Annotated in this window: 17 protein-coding genes; 8 read left to right on the top strand and 9 right to left on the bottom strand. The window is 61.6% G+C overall.

The annotated features are described in order from the left end of the window. Positions 1–51 precede the first annotated feature (51 nt). The 3 genes from C443_RS07215 to C443_RS07225 all read left to right on the top strand — a co-directional run bounded on the left by C443_RS07215 (position 52) and on the right by C443_RS07225 (position 5,338). On the top strand, positions 52–1,410 hold the full coding sequence (locus tag C443_RS07215; RefSeq protein ID WP_005535142.1) for an NAD(P)/FAD-dependent oxidoreductase: 1,359 nt from the start codon (positions 52–54) through the stop codon (positions 1,408–1,410). Between the two features lie 718 nt (positions 1,411–2,128). Beyond that, positions 2,129–3,232 (top strand): TAXI family TRAP transporter solute-binding subunit, encoded by a 1,104-nt coding sequence (locus C443_RS07220; RefSeq protein WP_311241279.1) that lies wholly within the window; start codon positions 2,129–2,131, stop codon positions 3,230–3,232. Between the two features lie 45 nt (positions 3,233–3,277). Beyond that, complete coding sequence (locus C443_RS07225) at positions 3,278–5,338, top strand: TRAP transporter permease (protein ID WP_005535146.1); 2,061 nt, start codon at positions 3,278–3,280, stop codon at positions 5,336–5,338. A 67-nt stretch (positions 5,339–5,405) separates the two neighbouring features. On the opposite strand, the gene C443_RS07230 is transcribed toward C443_RS07225, so the two are convergent. The 3 genes from C443_RS07230 to C443_RS07240 all read right to left on the bottom strand — a co-directional run bounded on the left by C443_RS07230 (position 5,406) and on the right by C443_RS07240 (position 8,812). Further along, entirely contained in the window at positions 5,406–7,055 is a 1,650-nt protein-coding gene (locus C443_RS07230) for a PAS domain S-box protein (RefSeq protein ID WP_049943954.1), read from the bottom strand. A gap of 264 nt (positions 7,056–7,319) precedes the next feature. Then, the gene (locus C443_RS07235) at positions 7,320–8,192 is read right to left on the bottom strand and encodes a CPBP family intramembrane glutamic endopeptidase (RefSeq protein WP_049943955.1); all 873 of its coding nucleotides are present in this window, start codon (positions 8,190–8,192) and stop codon (positions 7,320–7,322) included. 71 nt (positions 8,193–8,263) lie between these two features. After that, on the bottom strand, positions 8,264–8,812 hold the full coding sequence (locus tag C443_RS07240; protein ID WP_005535152.1) for a DUF1684 domain-containing protein: 549 nt from the start codon (positions 8,810–8,812) through the stop codon (positions 8,264–8,266). A 127-nt stretch (positions 8,813–8,939) separates the two neighbouring features. Between C443_RS07240 and C443_RS07245 the strand changes: the two genes are divergently transcribed. After that, positions 8,940–9,599, top strand: a complete 660-nt coding sequence (locus C443_RS07245) for a J domain-containing protein (protein ID WP_005535154.1) — start codon at positions 8,940–8,942, stop codon at positions 9,597–9,599. A gap of 73 nt (positions 9,600–9,672) precedes the next feature. Here C443_RS07245 and C443_RS07250 read toward each other — a convergent pair whose 3' ends face one another. Continuing rightward, positions 9,673–10,527: a UbiA family prenyltransferase gene (locus C443_RS07250; protein ID WP_005535155.1), complete on the bottom strand. Its 855-nt coding sequence runs from the start codon at positions 10,525–10,527 to the stop codon at positions 9,673–9,675. A gap of 52 nt (positions 10,528–10,579) precedes the next feature. Continuing rightward, on the bottom strand, positions 10,580–10,951 hold the full coding sequence (locus tag C443_RS07255) for a hypothetical protein (RefSeq protein ID WP_005535156.1): 372 nt from the start codon (positions 10,949–10,951) through the stop codon (positions 10,580–10,582). A gap of 106 nt (positions 10,952–11,057) precedes the next feature. Here C443_RS07255 and C443_RS07260 point away from each other — a divergent pair, with 106 nt between their 5' ends. After that, the gene (locus tag C443_RS07260) at positions 11,058–11,453 is read left to right on the top strand and encodes an OsmC family protein (RefSeq protein WP_005535157.1); all 396 of its coding nucleotides are present in this window, start codon (positions 11,058–11,060) and stop codon (positions 11,451–11,453) included. A 54-nt stretch (positions 11,454–11,507) separates the two neighbouring features. Here the strand turns inward: C443_RS07260 and C443_RS07265 are convergent, their stop codons facing one another. After that, positions 11,508–12,791: an FIST signal transduction protein gene (locus C443_RS07265; RefSeq protein WP_005535159.1), complete on the bottom strand. Its 1,284-nt coding sequence runs from the start codon at positions 12,789–12,791 to the stop codon at positions 11,508–11,510. Between the two features lie 176 nt (positions 12,792–12,967). On the opposite strand from C443_RS07265, the gene C443_RS07270 reads away from it, so the two are divergent. Then, positions 12,968–13,417, top strand: coding sequence for a DUF5799 family protein (locus C443_RS07270; RefSeq protein WP_005535161.1), 450 nt, complete (start codon positions 12,968–12,970; stop codon positions 13,415–13,417). Here C443_RS07270 and C443_RS21640 read toward each other — a convergent pair. Next, positions 13,414–13,563, bottom strand: a complete 150-nt coding sequence (locus C443_RS21640; RefSeq protein ID WP_005535163.1) for a DUF7557 family protein — start codon at positions 13,561–13,563, stop codon at positions 13,414–13,416. The genes C443_RS07270 and C443_RS21640 overlap by 4 nt on opposite strands. 119 nt (positions 13,564–13,682) lie before the next feature. On the opposite strand from C443_RS21640, the gene C443_RS07275 reads away from it, so the two are divergent. Together C443_RS07275 and C443_RS07280 are read left to right on the top strand one after the other, a co-directional pair. Beyond that, complete coding sequence (locus C443_RS07275; RefSeq protein ID WP_004962592.1) at positions 13,683–14,465, top strand: class I fructose-bisphosphate aldolase; 783 nt, start codon at positions 13,683–13,685, stop codon at positions 14,463–14,465. A 3-nt stretch (positions 14,466–14,468) separates the two neighbouring features. Further along, positions 14,469–15,596, top strand: coding sequence for a hypothetical protein (locus tag C443_RS07280; RefSeq protein ID WP_005535168.1), 1,128 nt, complete (start codon positions 14,469–14,471; stop codon positions 15,594–15,596). A gap of 36 nt (positions 15,597–15,632) precedes the next feature. On the opposite strand, the gene pfkB is transcribed toward C443_RS07280, so the two are convergent. Then, positions 15,633–16,541, bottom strand: coding sequence for a 1-phosphofructokinase (gene pfkB / locus C443_RS07285; protein WP_005535169.1), 909 nt, complete (start codon positions 16,539–16,541; stop codon positions 15,633–15,635). After that, on the bottom strand, positions 16,538–17,299 hold the full coding sequence (glpR, locus tag C443_RS07290) for an HTH-type transcriptional regulator GlpR (RefSeq protein ID WP_005535170.1): 762 nt from the start codon (positions 17,297–17,299) through the stop codon (positions 16,538–16,540). The genes pfkB and glpR overlap by 4 nt, the downstream gene beginning before the upstream one ends. Positions 17,300–17,366: the final 67 nt, after the last annotated feature.

Below are 17,366 nucleotides of genomic sequence, written 5' to 3' on the forward strand. Positions count from 1 at the left end.
AATCCGATGCAAGACAATAGGTTTTAGCGGGCGCGGGACGCCGTAGCGGGTATGGAACACGTAGACGTCGCCATTGTGGGTGGTGGCCCGGCCGGGTCGTCGGCGGCCGAGGCTGCAGCCGACCACGGGGCCGACGCCGTCCTCCTCGAAAAGGGGGTCCCCAGAGCCGACCGCGAGGGGACGGGGCCGGACTCGACGGACGCCGCTGGGCTGCTCGATTACTGGTTCGACATCATGGGTATTCCGCGGTCGGAGTTCCCCGAGGACGTGGTTCTGAGCGAACTCGACGGGGCGAAGTTCTACGGCCCCTCGACGGAGATGAAGCTCACGGAGACCGGTATCAGTTCCAGCACTGATGACTTCGGTATCACGTTCCACCGGGCACGGTTCGATGACTGGCTCCGCGAACGGGCGACGGACGCGGGTGCGGACTACCGCGTCGGCGTCAGCGTCACCGATGTCGAGACCGACCTGCGGAGTTCGCCGCGACACACCGTTCGGCTGGCCAACGGCGAGGACATCGCCGCCGAGTACGTGATCCTTGCCGACGGCCCACAGCGGACTATCACCGGCGGCACGCTCGACCAGTTCCTCCCGGCCGGGCAGACGATGGCCGACATCATGCCCTCGAACAAGGTCAACCACATCGCCTATCAGGAACACCGCCGGATGCCCGAGGAACTGTTCACACCGGAGTTCATCGAGTTCTGGTGGGGCATCATGCCCGGCCACACGGCGTACCCGTGGATTTTCCCGAACGACAATTCCGTCGCGCGCATCGGCCTCACGATGCCCATCGGGCTGGACATCGACGCGTACGACCGCAGCGAGTGGGACCTCCTCAGAGCGAACGACGACAGCATCCCGCAGGGCCGGCAGTACATCGAGCGACTGCTCGAACGGGAGTTTCAGGCGTACGATCTCGACGACTTCCCGCTCGTCGAAGACCGCGGGAAATCGAAGGGGACGGAGACGTATCCCATCTCCTCAACTCAGCCGATAGAGTCCCCCGTGGGTGCCGGCATCGCTGTGGCTGGTGGCGCAATGGGGACCACCTCGGCGTTCCACGAGGGCGGCGACCACGTCGCCGTTCGCACCGGAAAAATCGCCGGCCGCCTCGCCGCGAACGACCGCCTCGAACGGTACAACGACGCCTGGCACGACGCCATCGGCGACGAAATCCTCCGGAACGTCACCTTCGCAGATATGGTTCGGGACTGGCGGCCCACCGACTGGGACCGGGCCTTTACTACCGCCAACGACTTGATGGACGCCCGTGGAATCAAAGCCGATGCGGCTCTCCGTGGCGGCTACAACGGCATCAAGATGGTGCTGGCTTACAAATGGGGGAAGTTCTCCTCCCGCAACGGCAGGTACGTCCAGCTGCGCGAGGACGACTACGCGGTCTGAACGTCACCCTTAGGTGTGCGACCGGCTAACTACGGCTGCGTGCCTTTAATCCCCGGCTGAGACCCGTCACCGGGACAATGACGACCCGGAGAACCCGGGCACGCGACATGACCGCGGTTCACACCGCATTTGGTCGTCGTACATGACGGCCCGCCAGACGGTTGCACCGTCTGGGCGTTCGGTGATTACGCCGTAATCACCCGCGCTCGCGGCTGACGCCGCTCGCGCAATCGGTCGCCGTATCCGGCGACCCGCCCGGCACGAGGGTTTGCCGGCTGACGTGGCACACCGCCGAGGATGATGCCGGACGTTAGTGTTCCGGGCGTACATTTCGAGCCTACTAGTGGCAATATTTGATATAATACGGACATACCACAGTGGCTCTGGTGTGTCACCGAGATGGATGCCTCCGTGATGACGCCCTGTTAGTCGAGTCTTCGGGAATCGTTAATAGTGGTATTCCCGACAGTAGGGCTGTCGAGTCGACTCACATCTCTCAGGTTACACAGTCTCGATAATGGTGCTGAGTGGTCACTATTGCCCGAGGTTCGAAGATTCGGTCGGGGCTGCATTGTATGTTTCCGCAGCCGATGTCAGTATGACAAAAATATTTGGAGTAACATTTAAATATAGGTTGGTTGACACCATAGTTGTAGCTCAACTAATGTTCAGAAACGGTCAGGAGGGTTCGATTTCCGAGCGGCGTAGCTTCTTGAAGATGGTAGGTACAGCTGGTCTGGCAGGCCTCGCTGGCTGTAGTGGGGACGGCGGTAGTGGCGGCAGCGGTGGCGGCGGGAGTAGTGGCGGGGATAGCGGTGGGAGTGGCGACAGTGATAGTAGTGATGGCAGTGGCGGCAGTGCAAATTGGACAATTGGGACGTCGGGGCCGGAGACAGCGACTCACGCGTCGGGGGTAGCAATGGCACAGCTGCTCTCTGAAAAGTCCGACGACATCAGCATGAGCGCCCAGACGACCGGCGGGACTGCCGCAAACCCTCGGTTGATCGCTCAGGGAGACATCGATATCGCCCAGAGTACCGACTGGGCAGTCGCGCGCTCAAACAGCGGGGGAGACCCCTACGGAGAACCAGTCGGGAAGACGATGACGCAGGTGTTACCGTTCATGACCTTAGAGTATTACCTCGTCAGGCGAACTGACGACGCACTGGCGGGCATCGAGACAGTGTCGGACATCCCGCAGGACGGGTCGGTCTCGATGGCGTTCGGCCAGCGTGGCGGGACGAACTTCTTCGCGGGCCTTGATGGGTTCCAACTGTCCGGGATCGACAATGTCGAGGAGAAGTACGACCTCCAGTCAATGAGCTGGGGAGATCAGGGGGCGCAGTTCGCGGATGGCCGCCTCGATATGATGATGGTCTACGGGGTCAGTCGCGAGGTACTGACCGGATGGGCGCAGGAGGCCGGCGCGCAAGCTGATGTTGCAGTCGTCAACTGGGAGTTCGACGAGTCAGATCTGGCCAGCTCCGACTTGCCCTACACGTACATCGAAACGCCGGCCGGCCTCTGGGACGGCCAGGACATTCGAATGGACTCCATTCCGGCAGTCGGTGTCGGCTACGAGACGGTCTTCCCGGCTGATGTATCTGAGGAACTGGGCTACGAGTTCGTACGTACCGTCATGGAGGACATTGACGCGGTCCGTGAGGCGAGTTCAGTGCTCTCTCGCGCCGGTCCGGACTTCGCGAAAGAATTCTTACTCTCCTCGCCGAACGCACCCGTCCATCCCGGCGCCGAGAAGTACTACAGGGAACAGGGCCTCTGGAAGGACGGACTAACCACGCTTGACGAATATGAGGGGTAATTTGAACTCCCCGTATCCCGTCCGGTCACCGCATCAATGCCAGCTATGACTGCGAAAAACACAACCGGAAGCTGGCTCGCTCCGGATCGGGTGCGCATGATCAAGTATGGGTTCCTGATAGCCCTAGGAATCGCCTCGACGGCCTATCACCTCTGGTTCACCCAGCTGTTCCCGTTCGAACAGGACCAGCACAAAATCGCTCACCTCGGATTCATGCTCGTCGGGGCGGCTGTCCTCGCGTTTGAACCTGAACCCGAGACACGCCGGGAGCGGCTCGGAAACTACGCGACGTTACTTGAGGCCGCTCTCTCGGTTGTCGTCGCCGTTTACCTCTTTACGGCCTTCAACCGCATCGTCTACGAGCAACTCGGAATATACACCCACCTCGACTTGTTCATGGGGCTGTTGATAATTCTGCTGTTGTTGGATGTCTGCCGGCGGGTCTACGGTCCGATGCTGTCCTTGGTCGGTGTAGTTGGCCTTGCGTATGCGCTGTTTGGACCGTACTTCCCAGGGATTTTGAACCACAACGGGGTTCAGGCCGAACGACTGGTGCAGGGTCTGACAGTTGAGTTCGGCAGCGGCGTCTTCGGCGTCATTGTCGAGGTTTCGGGGACGTTTATTATTATCTTCATGATCCTCGCGGGGCTGTTGGAAGCGTACGGCGCGCTGGAGTATTTCGTCCAGGTCGGAACGCTGATCGGCAAACGGGTCCGGTCCGGGTTGGCACAGATGACGACGGTCGCGAGCATGGGTATGGGGTCAGTCAACGGCAGCGCGGCCGCCAACGCAGCGACGACAGGCGCGTTTACCATCCCGTTGCTCAAGCGTCACGGACTCGATAGAGATACCGCAGCGGCCTACGAGGCAGTGGCCTCCAGCGGGGGCCAGATTATGCCACCAATCATGGGTGCAGCGGCATTCATAATGGCCGAAATAACTGGGATGAGCTACCTGAAGATTATCGTCGTCGGATTCCTGCCGGCACTCCTCTTCTACGGAACGGTCGCAATTGGTGTCCACCTGACGACCATCAAGGAAGGGCTCACGAGCGAGGTTAACGAGGAAGAACTAACCGAGGTTGAGACGGTTGATGAGGATCGGAAAAACGCACTAAACAGGATCTTCGGTCGGACAACAACCGCTGTTTCGTTCGGGCAGATATCGGTTCGTAACCTGATCGTCGAGGGACTCGCGCTGTGGGTCCCGCTGGTCGTTCTCCTGTACGCACTGGTTGTCCTCATGTACGACCCGCTGTACGCAGGGTTTCTCTCGATAATGTCCGCGTTCCCGGCTGCGTTCGTCCAGGGAATCTTTTTCCGCGATGGCTACGGGAGCCGCGACTTTTTCGTGGATACTATGGATGGCCTGGGTCGCGGGATGGAAAACGCGGCCCCAATTGCGGTATCGCTGGGCGTGATGAACATCTTCGTCGGTGTGTTGAATCTCACCGGGTTCACGCAGGTGTTCGCGTCCAGCCTCGTTGAACTCTCGGGTGGCGTGCTCGCGCTGTTGCTCATGTTCGCGATGGTCGCCGCGCTTCTCTTTGGTCTCGGGATGCCGACCGTCGCGGCCTACATCACGGCCGTGCTGCTGATCGCACCAGCACTGACTGAGGCCGGTATCGACCTGCTCGCTGCCCACTTCTTTGTGTTCTACTTCGCAATCCTCTCGGCGCTGACGCCACCGGTTGCCATCGCCTGCCTCGTCACGGCCAGGGTTGCAGGCGGGAACTTCTGGCGGACCGCCGGAAAATCACTCGTGCTCGGGGCGCCGCTGTTTGTTCTCCCGTACGTCTTCGTCGTCAACGATAGTCTGTTGTTCTGGTCGGCTCCGGCAACACCCATTACGTTTGTCGTCGTGGGTGTCGCTCTCGTCGCTACCGTGACAGCCATTGTCAACTATTTCTCAGGCCAACTCAGGCTGCCGAATCGCGCCGGGCTACTGGTGGCTGCGGGAGCAGCGATGTTCGCTCCACTGGTGCCGATGACCGTTGCCGTGCAGGCCGTCGCAACACTCACGATCTTGGCATTGCTGTACATAGAGGTAAAATACGGTTCCGAGTCCGAAACCGGACAGCCCGAACAGGCCGCAGTCGATGATTGACCTGCCCGCTATCAATCAGGCCGTACGTCAGCACGATCCGTAGCCCGACGGGCTCATCTCCAGATTTTCACGTCTTGAGGGGCCACTGGACCTGTCCATCACGTCGGCTCAGTTCGTATTTGAGCCAGCGGGTGAGTAGTTCGACGAATGCCTGTTCGTCCTGTCTAAACTGGCCCGACCGGGAGTCACGGGCAACGAAACAGACCGTCCCGAACAGTTCATCGTCGAGTTCGATTTTCGCACCGAGGTAACAGCCGATACCGTACCGCTGGTATGCGGGGTCGTCATCCAGCCCCTGCTGCTCGGCGTTGTAGATCGAAAGCATACCGTCAGATTCGATAGTTCGTCGACAGTAGGTCTCGGAAAGCGATGTGATGTCGCCGGGGGCAGTGAGAGACGGTTCGCCGCTGGTAGCGATTATTTCATGTGTTCCCGCCTTGGGATCGATTGCGACGAGATGGCCCTGATCGACGTCAAGATACTCGACACCGAGTTCCAGTACATCGACTAACCGCTGTTCGAATCGTCGGTCCGTATCGTTCGTGACCTCGTAGAGTTTCTCTCGATAGCGTTCGGCCGTCGCCTGTAGCCGCTCCCGTTCGATTTCCTCCGTGATGTCCTTGATCACTTTCGCAAAGCCATGGGAGTCGCCGTTTTCCCGGAGTTCAGTGATGACCACATCTGCCCAGAACGTGCTCCCGTCCTTCCGAACCCGGAGCCCGCGGTCGGTGGCTTTGCCGCACTCCCCGGCTTCTCGCAGCAGTTGCTCGGGGATGCCGTCGGCCACCTGTTTCCCTGTGTGAAACGTCGAGAAATGCTCGCCGAGGATATCAGACTCCTCGTACTGCGTGATCTGTTTCGCACCGGCGTTCCACGACTGGATGCGGCCGTCGGGGTCGAGCAGGAACATCGCGTAATTCTCGACTGCATCGACGAGTAGCCGGAACCGCTCGCGCTCGTGTCGCAGTTGCTTGTCGAGTTCTTCGCGGTCAGTCCGGTCACGAACCACGCAGACGGAGCCGTCATTTTCGATACTCGCGACGGTGTGTTCGCCGATGAACTGTGTCCCGTCGGCGCGTTCGAGCAGTGTCTCGCCCGTCCACGTCCCGTTTTCGTTCACAGCCGGGAGGATTTCATCATCGACCGTTTTGAGGCTCGCTGCCGAGTGGATTTTCTGCCAATGTTCGCCCAGAAGCTCGTCGCGCTCATAGCCGAACGTGGCCGCGTAGGCATCGTTCAAATAGGTGAACCGGCCCTCGTTGTCCAGTGTGCTGATGCCGTCCCAGGCCGCATTCATTGCGCGGTGCCCACGCGTGACTTGCAGTTCGTCTCTGCGGGCTTCGACCGCGTTTTGCACCCTGTTCGCTAGCACCGTGTACTGGGACGTTCCCGATTCCTTCTGGATGTAGTCCGTGACACCTGCGGAGATTGCTTCGGCCGCGATCTCTTCGCTACCCTTCCCGGTGTAGAGGATGAACGGAAACTTCGGTGCGTCCTCGCGAATCCGTTCGAGGAACTCCAGCCCGTTCATTCCAGGCATATCGTAGTCGCTGATAATACAGTCGTACGTGTCCTGCGGGCGGTCCGCGATGACCTCGTCGGCCCGCTTCGCAGTATCGACGCTGAAGGAATCTATGGTCCGCTCGAGATATGCCGCAGTTAGATCGGCAAAGTCCGGTTCGTCATCGACATGTAAGACGCGCACTGAACCAACCATCTGTTTAGATATTGTGCAAAAACCGTAATAAGACGTTTGTCATTTCAAAGTATTAGCATCAATGTATCGCCTGTCACCGGGTAAAAATTCGGGTGGTTGATCGAGTGCTAGTTCGGAGGGAAAGGGATATCTAGGGGAGAAAAATCGCCTTTTAGAGGTGCAAATAGAATATAACTATTACCGTCCCCTGGGTGTGCAGGCCGGGGAACAAATCACATTATTTACAAACGTCCTACACTACGAGCCTGCTTGGGCAGGGGCTGGTCAGAACCAGTTGCTACTGAGGACGCCCGCGGCGGACGAGAGTTCACCACTGAATTTTACGGTGACGTACAGGCCAGTAAACAGCGTGGCGTTGTACGCGCCGTGGATGAGTGACGGGACGACGATGTTGTCCGTGTACTCGTAGGTTGCGCCGAGGATGAGCGACGGAATGAGGAGGCCGCACACCCCGACAAGTTTCCCCGTGACCGACCCACCGCTGAGGGCGGGGTAGTGAATGCCGGCGAAGATGACACTCGCGATGGTGACGCCCGAAATCGGGCCGAAGTAGTCCCGAATGCGGCCCTGAACGACGCCGCGGAACAGCAGTTCCTCGCCCGGACCAATGAGGAGAAAGGAGGCGGGAATCAACAGCAGGAGGACATCCGGGTTCTCCATTCCGATCTCAGCCGCCTGATTGCTCGCCGTTTCGATCCCGAACATCGAGACGAGCGCCCTGATGATGACGGCCACTACCACGAGCCCGACCATCGCGCTCGCGTAGCCCAACACGACGATGCCGGCTTCACGGAGACTCGGCACAGAAATGCCGATACTGAATGCACCGGTGTCTGGCGGATAAGAGATGTATTTGCGGAGCTTCGATCTGATCAGCGGCCTGAGTTTGATGTACGTGTATGCGATGATCGGTAAGCCGATCCCCTGGACCGTTATCAGCCCAATTACCAGTGCGTGTGCTGGCATCAACTGGATTCCTGCACCGTCTAACAGGAAAGAAACAGTGATGTACTGCAGGCTAAAGCCAAACAAAAGCCCTAACGAACCCAGCCAGAGCGCCGAGAAAAGCGCAAACCCGTACTGGAAGGCCTTCAGGGCCATATGAAAGACCGGATCTTCCCGGGAATCCGTTGCCATACACTGCATTGGTCGTGGTGATGTGTAAACAATTCGTTTGGTGTTGTGTCATGACTGCCGGTAAAGACGCCTCAGTCAGTCCGTTCCCCGGCCGTCACCGCGGTTTCGAGCCAGTTCGACTCCGGCGGGAGCGGACAGGAGAAGGTGTCGCTGTAGGCACAGAACGGCGAGTACGCGAGGTTGAAATCCAGCGTAATCTTGTCGCCGTCGCTCAGGTCGCGGTCGGGTTCCAGTTCCATGTACCGGCCACCGTGGTAGCTCTGTTGACCGGTCGTCTTGTCACGGAACGGAACAAAGAGCGTCCGTGACTCGTCGGCAGCCTGCCGGAACGCGTGGAGTTCGCGGGACTCGCCGTCGAGATCGAACGACAGCGTTGCGACGTGGAGATAGCGCACCGTTCGGTCGTCGCTCGTCTCCAGATCGACCGACTCCGGCGTCTCGTGAGCAGTAACTGTCGCTTCGACCCGATAGTCGGGGTCCGGATCGAAGTAGCTGAGTCCGTCGAAATCGTCGCGTTCCTCGGGCGGAATCGGGGATTGGCGGTGTTCCGCGAAGAAGCGGTCTTTCTCGTCCCGGTTGGCCTCCAACTGCGCTGCCCAGTCTTCGGTGTCGTCGTCCATACAGAAACGGTGGTGACCACGCAGTTTCAGTCCGGCGACTCGGCGACAGACGAGCGATATCGTGACGTGAGGGAGTGGATACCTTATTATACACCTAGTCCAACTGAATAAATACACAGGGGTGTGTATGGAAGCGACGTTCTACGGTATTCTGGGGGTGGACCCAGATGCCACCGAAGAGACGATAGTCCGCGCCTACCGGGAGCAGACGAAAACGCATCACCCGGACGTGAGTGACGACCCTGCCGCGGGAGAACGGTTCAAGCGCCTCACACAGGCGAAGAACGTGCTGACGGACGAGGCCGAGCGAGAGCGATACGACCGGCTCGGCCACGACGCATACGTCAACAGGCACGTCGACAGCGGCGCGGACGGAGGCACAGCCACGGGCGGTGTCAGTGACATCGCACAGCAGTACGTCGACCAGCGGGCCGATGCAGAGACAATGGGCGAGGCAACGGCGAAAGCGACACAGCGGCCCACCCAGACTCGTGGAGGGAGCACGGGCTACGGGACTGCCGCGGAGTACTACCAGCCCGGCCAACGAGTCCGGCCGACGCAGTCGTCGGGAGTCGAGACGCTGTTCGGTTCACTGCGACGTGTCGGCCCGTGGCTGTTCGTCCATCTGGCACTGCTGGTCTGTACGATCATCGCCGCCGTACTGCTCGCAGTCGGTGGCCTCTCGGGGAACCTCTCGCCCGTCGTCGCCGGTGTCATGGCAGTCTCGATACTGACAATCTCACTGGTCGTCTCAGCGACCCACGTCCTCACACACATTTCAGGCTGACCGACGAGGGGTGGTTCGAACGATGGGAGTTTCGAGCAGCTAGCGGACGAAAACCGGCAGCACAGCCACAGCCTCACGCTAGCGGCCGAAACCAGACAGCGGTAACGAGGACAGCCAGCAGGAGATACGACCCGCGAATCAGCAACATCGTCGCAGTTTCGGGGTCACCTCGCTGGGCGATAGCCGCGACTGTCCCGAAGACGACCGCAGCCGCTGCAGCACTCGGCGGGACCCCAGGTAATGCCACGGACAGCCCGACGATTCCGAGAAGACCCGCTCCGAACAGGCCAAGCGCGAGCCGTCGGGCGCGCTGGTGGCCCAGTACGACGGCGACGGTGCGTTTCTGTATCGACCGGTCGTAGTCGTAGTCCTGTTCGTCGTCGATGATCTTGATGCCGGTCAGCAACAGGAGGAACACGGCCGCGAGACCGACAGCACGCGGCGTCAGCGTCGTCACCTGAGCGTAGTAGCCACCCAGCAGCGCCAGCGCGATACCCGCCGGGTATCCCATAGTCGCACCAACGGGGTTCATATCCAGTTGTGGCGCGTGGGTGTAGCCGATGACCCAGGTCGGCAGCGTCAGCAGCGCTGCGCCGGGGCCGACCAGCAGCCAGATAGCTCCCGTACAGAACGCGAAGCCGACGCCAGCACCGACCAGCGCCATGCGACAGCCCGAAGCAGTAAGGGGATGATCGTCGTCCTCGCCGCGGACGTGGAAATCGACGTAGCCGTCCTTGACGTGGGCCGTGTAGACAGCGAAGAACATCGCGCCCGCGTGGAGCGCTGCCACCGGTGGCCAGAACCCGCCGGAGAGCAACCCCCCGAACAGCGAGGTCGCAAGCGGTGGCAGCATGAACACCGGATGAACCTGCGAGGCCAGGGCACTCACGGTCGCGAACGGACCGGTCTCGTGTCGGGCGACTGCCATACGAACCCAAGGCACGGCAGTGGGAAAAATCCCTATCCGCGTTGTTTCGGTACTACCGCCAGTTCGACCGGTCCAGCACGAACCCCGAGATGTGTGACGCCAGTTCTCTGGCGGCCTGTTCAGTGTCCGCGTGGAGTTCGCCGGAAACTGGGCCAGCCTCGCCGCCGACGCCCTCCGTCTCCGAGATCGGGTCCGTCGTCGTCGGATACGGTCGGCGGGACCGGACACGGTCCCGGAGCGCCTGAACGGTGGCGTCAGAGAGTTCGTAGGACAGATGCTGGAGGTCGTACCGAACGATGAACCCCCGCGTCGCGTCTCTGACAGCGAGGACCGGGTGACCCCGGTCCCGACAGCGCTCCCAGATCTCACGCTGGTGGTCCCGCGTGGCGTACACCGGCACGTTCGACGGTGCGAGGTGTTCCATTGCCCATTCATACGGGTTGGAGGTGTATTACCTTTCGGCAGTGCCCCGCCGACAGAAATGCTACGCAGGAAACGTTTAGGGGGAGGGCTGTGTCCACAGGATTGCTATGGCAGATATCGAAGTCGAGAGCACATGCGAGGAAGGATACACAGTAGAGAGCATCATCAACGGCGAATGGGAGCTCATCGTCGACGCGCTGAGCGAGAACGGCCCGTCACCGAACGAGGTGCTGGCCGCCGACTACGCTTCCTGTTACATTCCGGCGCTACGCGTCGCCGCAGACAAGTACGGCCACGAGGACATCGGCAGCGTCGACGTCGAAGTCGCCGCGGATCTCGATGAGGACGACGACCTAGAGCACATCGATTTCCACGTCGAGGTCGAGGAATCGCTTGCGGACGAAGAGCAGGACATCGTCGAACTCGCCGAAGACATCTGTCACGTCCACTCGGCGCTGCAGGACGAGCTGCACGCGGAAATCTCCATCGAGTCCGGCGTCTGAGTGGGCAGGAACGGGGGTGACGTTTATTCTTCGCTGGTAGCAGGCCTGTAGTCGTCACTCCGGAAACAGCAGAATGACTGAGGACGTGTTGTGATAGCCCGTGTAATCCTCGTCGGCCGAGCAGACTTCGCCGTAGGTTTCGAAGCCGGCGAAGGGCGCGTCGATAGCGCTGTGAATCGTGTCGACGGCATCATCGAAGTCATCGCCGAGAATCATTGCACGGCAGGCGCAGTCGTAGACGAACCCGCCCGCGACGCTTCCGCCGCGGAGTTCATTGACAGCGTTGTTGGCGGCGTTCCGGACCGCATACACCTGGTCGGATTTATTGCTATGTGTCACCACCACTTCCGTTCCTTCGGAGACGGCGACGGCGAAATCCAGCGGTCCTTCGGTGTCGGTCGTGTGGCCCGGCCATCGGATGTTGTATCCCGTCGTCGAGATGAGTTTGCTCTCGATGAAGGTCTTGATTCGGGAGGCGAGTCCGTCGGCATCGGCTTCCGGTTCCGACTCGATACCGAGTTCGTAACGGCCGAGCAACATGACGAGATCTTCCGATCCCGCCTCCAGTTCGTCGACGTCGATATCGTATGTCTCCATCGCGTCCTCCCGAATCGCGTCCCGCCAGGCCTCGAACGCGGGTCTCCCGTCGAGTTCATACACGGTGCTTCCCTCTGCCCGGGTTACTGTCATCGCCTCGGAGATCGGTTCGTGGCCGTGGTTGACTGTCACCGGGAGCGGGTCCTCTGCAGCGATGAGCGCGAGGACGACAGCGTCCGTCTCGACGCGGTCGTTCCGGAAGACGTGGGTCTGCTCCAACTGGAGATCGTCACCCGCGGACCCGCCGACGACCGGCGTCTCCTCGTCGTCCAGATACTGCTCGGTGAGTCGAGTGACCTTGTTTCCGATTCCAGCCATACCGTCGTGAAGGTTGATGATCGTCCGATGCGGATACCCGTCGACAGCGGGGTCCTCGCTTGCGGGGAGGTCGTGAACGGCTTCGAACAGACAGCGCTCGGGATCAGCGCTGAGTTCGGTCGAGAGGCTGGAGAAGAACCGCATCGAGTCCGACGAAACGACGCCGACTGTGACAGTTCCGTCCCCCGAACCGGATTCGGTGAATTCTCCGGAGGACGAACAGCCCACGATTTCGGTATCTGACCCAACAACACTCCGAGCACCCCACAGTACCGCATCGTAATCGTACGTTGGAGAGCAGAAAATCTGACAGAAGTCTGGTTCGCTTGCCGAGATATCGGCCATGGCTTCTCGTATGGCGTCCATCGCTGCGGCATCTCCCGAGTCCCCCGTCGCCTGCCCTGTCCCAAACTCAGTAGTCATCGAGATGCAAGTATATCGTGAGCTAACTTAACATATTGGAACCGTTTTGGAGACAATAAAACGTAGCGGTCGCGGCAGCCAGTGGCGTGACAGTCAGCCCAGAGACGGTACGTTTTACTGTAGAACACCGCACGGAGCGGGAAACGCTCATACCGCCGGCCCGCAAACACCAGTCCATGAGCGATTCAGACTGGACCGACCGCATCGCCGGCGAACGGATGGCGGTCGACCAGCGGTTCAACGAACAGGTCAAGGCATCATCGTTCTCCAGCCAGCAGTGGGGGCTGGTAATGACTGCCGTCGAGTTCGAGATCGAGAACCCGGGTGACCCGGACGCCGCTCGGATCGTCGCCGATACGTCGAAGCTCTCTAGCGTCATGCCAGAGATGGAACGGGTCGCCAATCAGGGGCCGATGGGCGGGCCCGGGGGCGATCAGTCCGGAAGCTCGGGCGGCGGCCTCCTCTCGGGCGTCAAGGACGCGCTTGGGCTCGGTGGGTCCGGTGGCGGGAACAAACAACAGGAGGAAGAGGCGGCACGGCTCGCACAGGAGTACGCTGAGCAACTTCAGGAGAAACTGGTATCGAACGGGCGCTGGAAGTCCGTCTGCGAGCAGGCACAGGGTTAGTACTCGTCGCCGCTGTGGAACAGTGTCAGCCCCTCGGCCTCGTAGATGTTGATGAGTTCCGTCACGACGTCGTCGTACGACTCGTCCTCGACGCGGAGGTCGTCGAGGCGCTCTACTGTCTCAGCGTCCAGTTCCACAGATGGCATGTCCAAATCTTTCACTGGAACACACTTAATTCCCGCCCTCGATCAAAAACGAACGCGAACAGTAGTAACAAATCAGAACCGAAAACTGTTAATGGTCGTTCTCGGTAGAAACACGACACATGCGACCACTGGGAGACTCACCGCTCGTACGGAACGACAAGACGCTGGTGCTAGCACACGACCACGGGCTGGAACATGGTCCCAAGCAGTTCAGCGGCGTGGAGGAGCGCCTCGACCCGCGTGAGGTGTTCGAGATGGCGACCCACGACGCCGTGACGGCGCTGGCTGTCGGGAAAGGGCTCGCCGAAACGTACTATCCGAGCTACGAAGACGACGTGAACCTGCTGGCGAAGCTCAACGGCGGTTCGGACCTCTGGATGGGCGATCCGTACTCGCCCCAGAACTGGTCGGTCGACTACGCCGCCGAACTCGGTGCCGACGCCATCGGCTACACCGTCTACCCGGGCGTCAACCGCGAGACCGACATGTTCGAGGACTTCCGCCCGGTACAGGAGAACGCCCGCGATCACGACCTGCCGATTGCAATGTGGTCGTACCCGCGAGGACAGGCCATCAAGGAGCACCGCAGTCCCTCGACCATCGCCTACGCGGCCCGTATCGGTCTGGAACTCGGCGCTGACTTCACGAAGGTGAAGTACCCGCGCGACAAGGAAGCGATGGCACACGCCGTCCGCTCGGCCGCTGACAACCGCGTGCTGCTCTCCGGCGGGTCGAAGACCTCCGACCGTGACTTCCTCGAACTCGTCGAAGACTGCATGGACGTCGGTGTCGCCGGCCTCGCGGTTGGCCGCAACGTCTGGCAGCGCGACGACCCCTACGACATCCTCGACAAGCTCGAAGGCGTCATCTTCGAGGACGCCACGGCAGACGACGTCCTGTAGGCCATGGACGAGGAGACGCGCCGAGCCGTCGCCGCAGCGGACGAGGCGTTGCCCGCCAGCGACGCGCTTCCCGACGCTATCGATACCGGGCGGGTCGTGTTCGGCTTCGACGGCTACCTCGACCGCGTCCGGGAAGTCGTTGCTGACCGCATCGACCCCGAGAGCCACGAGCGCCTCGCCACGCTGGAAGGGTTTGGTGACCGCATCGACCGCTCCGTCGCCGCCGACAGCTCCCTCTCCTTCGAGTGGCTCCAGCAGGGTAGTCGGACCGGCGGCCACACCAGCCACCTCGCGCGGGCCTTCGGCGGCTGGTCGTTCGACCCCGTGATGGTCGGGATGTACGGCGACCCGGTCCACGACGCCTTCGAGACGGAGTTCGGCGACTACGAACTCCACTCGCTGGGCGAACCCGGTGTCACCGACGCCGTCGAGTTTGACGACGGGAAGCTCATGCTCACGGAAATCGGCGACACGATGGCGCTCGACTGGGCCGAACTCGACGCGACTTTCGGCCACGACCGACTGGCCGAAAAGCTCGACGGTGCACGCCTGTTAGGAACCGGTTACTGGTCAGAGACGCCGGATCTGCCGACCATATTCGACGGCCTCCGTGACCTGTGGGGCGACATCGACGACCCGCCCGGGACCGTGCTGGTCGATCCCGGCGACGTGCGAAAGCTCGACGCCAACCGCCTGCGCGCCGGTCGGAAGGCTATCGGCCGGCTGGACGAGGTGACGGATGTGATGGTCACCGCGAACCGCGCCGAGACGGGCGTTCTCGCGGACGCTTACGCCGGCGACGGAGAGCGCTCGTTTGCCGACGACGCTGAAGCGGTGTTCGCGGCGCTGGAACCGACCTGGTTCGTCGGTCACGGCGTCGAGCGTTCGGTCGTCGTCACTGCGGACGGCACCGACAGCGTGGCTGTCCCCGCAGTCTCGGACCCGGAACTGACGACCAGTTCCGGCGACCACTTCAACGCCGGACTGGGGCTGGCTCGCATCGCCGGCCTCCCTCCCGCCGCCGCCGTGGTCGTCGGCAACGCCGTTGCCGGCTACTTCGTTCGGACCGCGGACCAGCCGTCGCTGGCCGACGTGCGCGCGTTTGTCGACGACTACCTAGAAAAGTTCTGAGTTGCTGTCTCCGCTTTCTACGACTCTTTTTGCCCGCTACAGCCGCCGCACCGTCACGCCATCACGGAGCGAGTCGATGTCATCTAGGTCTGGAACGGCCGTGCCGGCCCGCTGGACGACCTGTGCGGAGACGGTCACGCCGGTCCGGAGCGCCGTCTCGTCGTCCGCGCCGGCCTCCCAGGCGCTCAGGACGCCCGAGAGGAGCGCGTCGCCGGCCCCGACGGTGTCGACGACGTCGATGTCGAGCGCTTCGGCGTATAGTTGGCCCGCGTCGCCGGCGAGGACCGCGCCGTCCGCGCCGAGGGAGGCCAGTACGCGGTCGAAACCACGATCACGGAACGCGTCGGCCGCGTCCGCACACCCCTCAACAGTTGAGACATCGGCCCCGGTCGCATCGCCGAGTTCGGCGCGGTTCGGCTTACAGAGGCCGTACTGGGCATCGAGTTCCCGAAGGACATCGCCGCCGGTGTCGACGATCGTCTCCCAGTCGCCACCGGTCGCGATGCGGTCGATGGCATCAGGGGTCAGCCCCGGCGGTAGGCTCCCACCGACGAGTACGCGGTCGGGAGACTGCGCTCGCACCTGTTCGAGCAGTGAGTCGACGACCGACTCGCCGACCGCTGGTCCGGCCTGGTTCAGCTTGTATTCCTCCGCGGCTGCGATAGCGGTGGTGTTGAGCCGGGTCGTTCCGTCCACGTCGACGAAGGCCGTCTCGACGCCGTCGTCCTGCAGCGTCTCTCTGATGAACGAGCCGGTGAACCCACCCAACAGGCCCGTCGCGACGCAGGGGCGGTCCATGGCCGTGAGCAACTGCGCGGCGTTGATGCCTTTCCCGCCAGCGTCGAACTGTGCCTCGTCGGCCCGCATCACACGATCGGGAGCCATCTGCTCGTCGAACTGGATCGTCTGGTCGACCGCGGGGTTGTAGGTGACGGTGACGATCATGTGCTGACCTCCTCGACGGTCACGTCGGCGTCCGCGAGTGCCGTAGCGAGCGCCCCTGACGGGCTGGCGTCAGTGACCAGCAGGTCGACCTGCTCCAGATCGGCAAAGCTGACGAAACTCCGGTCGCCGAACTTCGACGCGTCGGCGACCAGCACGACTCGGCGGGCGCGCTCGACCATCATTTCCTTGACGGCCGCCTCGTCTTCATTTGGCGTCGACAGCCCGGCGGCACTGTCGAGGGCGTTCGTCCCCAGAAACAGCAGATCGAAGTTCATTCGTCCGATGGCTCTCTCGGCCATCGGGCCGACAAGCGCTCGGGTCCGCGGTCGGAGACTCCCACCGGTGAGCTTCGCATCGACGTCTCGCTCGGCCACTTCAGTGGCGAGTTCCGGCATATTCGTTGCCGCGACGTAGTCCGTGTCCGGAATCGCGCGAGCGACTTCCATCGTCGTCGAGCCCGCATCGAAGCAGACCACATGGCCCTCACGGACTTCCTGTGCAGCCCGCTCGCCGATGGCCTGTTTCTCCGCGTAGTGGTCAACCTCGCGCTGGCCGTACGGTCGTTCTGTCCCGGCGGAGGACGCCGGTACTGCACCGCCGTGGGACCGCTTGATGCGGCCTTGCGACTCCAAGTCTCGGAGGTCACGGCGTATCGTCGCCTTCGAGAACTCGAGTTCCGCGGCCAGCTCCGACACTGAACAGCCGTCTCGCTCTGTCACCAACTGGACGATAGTGCGCTTTCGCTCGGCCGGGAGCATTCTCTCGGCTGTGATTGTTTCGCTTCGGTTTTACCTCTTTCTATCGGGCCGTGCTTGTTTCTGCCCA

Source organism: Haloarcula argentinensis DSM 12282 (genome assembly GCA_000336895.1).
Taxonomy (GTDB): domain Archaea; phylum Halobacteriota; class Halobacteria; order Halobacteriales; family Haloarculaceae; genus Haloarcula; species Haloarcula argentinensis.

What these genes read in the sequence shown, in the direction of transcription:
- C443_RS07235 (WP_049943955.1), bottom strand. Translation starts at nt 8,192, where the DNA reads ATGGCAACGGATTCCCGGGAAGATCCGGTCTTTCATATGGCCCTGAAG.
- C443_RS21640 (WP_005535163.1), bottom strand. Translation starts at nt 13,563, where the DNA reads ATGCCATCTGTGGAACTGGACGCTGAGACAGTAGAGCGCCTCGACGAC.
- C443_RS07260 (WP_005535157.1), top strand. Translation starts at nt 11,058, where the DNA reads ATGGCAGATATCGAAGTCGAGAGCACATGCGAGGAAGGATACACAGTA.
- C443_RS07270 (WP_005535161.1), top strand. Translation starts at nt 12,968, where the DNA reads ATGAGCGATTCAGACTGGACCGACCGCATCGCCGGCGAACGGATGGCG.
- C443_RS07220 (WP_311241279.1), top strand. Translation starts at nt 2,129, where the DNA reads ATGGTAGGTACAGCTGGTCTGGCAGGCCTCGCTGGCTGTAGTGGGGAC.
- C443_RS07245 (WP_005535154.1), top strand. Translation starts at nt 8,940, where the DNA reads ATGGAAGCGACGTTCTACGGTATTCTGGGGGTGGACCCAGATGCCACC.
- C443_RS07215 (WP_005535142.1), top strand. Translation starts at nt 52, where the DNA reads ATGGAACACGTAGACGTCGCCATTGTGGGTGGTGGCCCGGCCGGGTCG.
- C443_RS07275 (WP_004962592.1), top strand. Translation starts at nt 13,683, where the DNA reads ATGCGACCACTGGGAGACTCACCGCTCGTACGGAACGACAAGACGCTG.
- C443_RS07250 (WP_005535155.1), bottom strand. Translation starts at nt 10,527, where the DNA reads ATGGCAGTCGCCCGACACGAGACCGGTCCGTTCGCGACCGTGAGTGCC.
- C443_RS07265 (WP_005535159.1), bottom strand. Translation starts at nt 12,791, where the DNA reads ATGACTACTGAGTTTGGGACAGGGCAGGCGACGGGGGACTCGGGAGAT.
- C443_RS07230 (WP_049943954.1), bottom strand. Translation starts at nt 7,055, where the DNA reads ATGGTTGGTTCAGTGCGCGTCTTACATGTCGATGACGAACCGGACTTT.
- C443_RS07240 (WP_005535152.1), bottom strand. Translation starts at nt 8,812, where the DNA reads ATGGACGACGACACCGAAGACTGGGCAGCGCAGTTGGAGGCCAACCGG.
- C443_RS07225 (WP_005535146.1), top strand. Translation starts at nt 3,278, where the DNA reads ATGACTGCGAAAAACACAACCGGAAGCTGGCTCGCTCCGGATCGGGTG.
- C443_RS07280 (WP_005535168.1), top strand. Translation starts at nt 14,469, where the DNA reads ATGGACGAGGAGACGCGCCGAGCCGTCGCCGCAGCGGACGAGGCGTTG.
- C443_RS07255 (WP_005535156.1), bottom strand. Translation starts at nt 10,951, where the DNA reads ATGGAACACCTCGCACCGTCGAACGTGCCGGTGTACGCCACGCGGGAC.
- pfkB (WP_005535169.1), bottom strand. Translation starts at nt 16,541, where the DNA reads ATGATCGTCACCGTCACCTACAACCCCGCGGTCGACCAGACGATCCAG.
- glpR (WP_005535170.1), bottom strand. Translation starts at nt 17,299, where the DNA reads ATGCTCCCGGCCGAGCGAAAGCGCACTATCGTCCAGTTGGTGACAGAG.